Below are 1,851 nucleotides of genomic sequence, written 5' to 3'. Positions count from 1 at the left end.
CGGCGCCGCCGGCCTGCTCCTGATGCGCCGGTCCTATCCGGCCACCGGCGCGGCCGAGGCGCCGGGCAACCCGTTCGACATCGGCCCGCTGGCCGCCTTTGCCACCATGTTCGCGGCGGTGTCCGCCATCAGCGGCTTCCTGCTCAAGATGGTGGGGCCGGACAGCCTCTATGTGGTGAACGCCGTGGCCGGCACCGTGGATGTGGACGTCCCGGCGCTGAACGCCGCGCGCCTCGCCGGCGGCGGGCTGACCATGGAAGCGCGGCCCTCGCCATCCTCATCGCCCTCGCCGCCAATGCGCTCGGCCGCCTGGGGTTTGCCGCCGCAGCCGGCACCGCCGGCTTCAGCATCCGCCTGTTTGGGCGCGACGGCGGCGGCGGTGGCCGCGGCGGGGGCCGTGTTCATCGCCATCAACGCCGCCTGAGGCCGCCGGCCCGCTCGACGCGGCGGCCGGCCTCTGTCTTGATGGCGGCGTGACCATCGCGCTGACGAATCGCCCCTTCCTCGATGTCGCCCAATCGGCCACCGGCCGCGTCTGGCGCGACCGGCTGGACGTGCGCACCTCCCAGCTCGCCCTCGCCATGGCCCAGCGGCTCGGCATCGGCGATCTCGTCGCCCGCGTGCTCGCCGGGCGCGGCGTCGGCCTGGAGGAGGCCGAGGCCCATCTCGACCCCACCATCCGCGCGCTGCTGCCCGACCCCGACACGCTCACCGACATGGGCGCGGCGGTGGAGCGCCTCGCCCGCGCCGTGGCGGCCGGGGAACAGGTGGCGGTGTTCGGCGACTATGACGTGGACGGCGCCTGCGCCACCGCGCTGCTCGTCAGCGTGCTACGCGCGGCCGGGCTCGACCCCCTGTTCCACATTCCCGACCGCATCTTCGAGGGCTACGGCCCGAATGCCGGCGCCATCGAGCACCTCGCCGGCCAGGGCGTGACGCTGCTGGTGACGGTGGATTGCGGCACCACCTCCGCCGCCGCGCTCGCCGCCGCGCGGGAATTAGGGCTCGACACCGTGGTGATCGATCACCACCAGGCCGGCGAGGCGCTGCCCGCGGCGGTGGCGATCGTCAACCCGAACCGGGAGGACGACCTCTCCGGCCTCGGCCATCTGTGCGCCGCCGGCCTCGTCTTCGTCACCTGCGTCGGGCTCGTCCGCGCGCTGCGGCAGTCGGCCATTCACCACCGCCCGCCCGGCGCCGGACCTGCTGGCGGCGCTCGACCTCGTGGCGCTCGCCACCGTGGCGGACGTGGTGCCGCTGATCGGCCTCAACCGCGCCTTCGTCACCAAGGGGCTGATCGCGCTCAAGCGGCGCGAGCGCGTCGGCCTCACCGCGCTGATGGACGCCGCCCGGCTCGACGGGCCGCCGCGCCCGTTCCATCTCGGCTTCCTGCTTGGCCCGCGCATCAATGCCGGCGGGCGGATCGGCGACGCGGCGCTGGGCACCCGGCTGCTGCTCACGCAGGACCCCATGGAGGCGAAGGCCATCGCCGCCGAACTGGACCGGCTCAATGGCGAGCGGCAGGAGGTGGAGCGCGCCATCCTCGGCGCCGCCGAGGCGGAGGCGGACGCAGCCCTCGGCATCGGCGGCGAGGGCGCCTGCGTCATCGTCTCCGGCGACGGCTGGCATCCGGGAGTCGTGGGGCTGGTGGCGGCGCGGCTGAAGGAGAAGTTCCAGCGCCCGGCCTTCGCCATCGCCTTCAACGGCGAGACCGGCACCGGCTCGGGCCGCTCGCTCGCCGGGGTCGATCTCGGCCGCGCGGTGCGCGAGGCGGTGGAGCTGGGCCTGCTGGTGAAGGGCGGCGGCCACGCCATGGCGGCCGGCCTCACTGTGGAGCGCGGCAAGCTCGGC

The 1,851-nt window shown here is 74.9% G+C and carries 1 protein-coding gene and 1 pseudogene; both read left to right on the top strand.

Annotated features, from left to right (window positions below; genetic code table 11):
* On the top strand, nucleotides 1-424 hold a 424-nt coding region (locus tag AC2W7M_RS24675), incomplete at its 5' end, for a DUF4010 domain-containing protein (protein ID WP_486135678.1).
* Nucleotides 425-473: 49 nt separating this feature from the next.
* A pseudogene (recJ, locus tag AC2W7M_RS24670) lies at nucleotides 474-1,851 on the top strand (single-stranded-DNA-specific exonuclease RecJ); the annotation flags it as partial.

This window comes from Xanthobacter sp. BG11Y11_SDJG (assembly GCF_057364445.1).
This window is presented reverse-complemented; position numbering and strand designations above follow the sequence as displayed.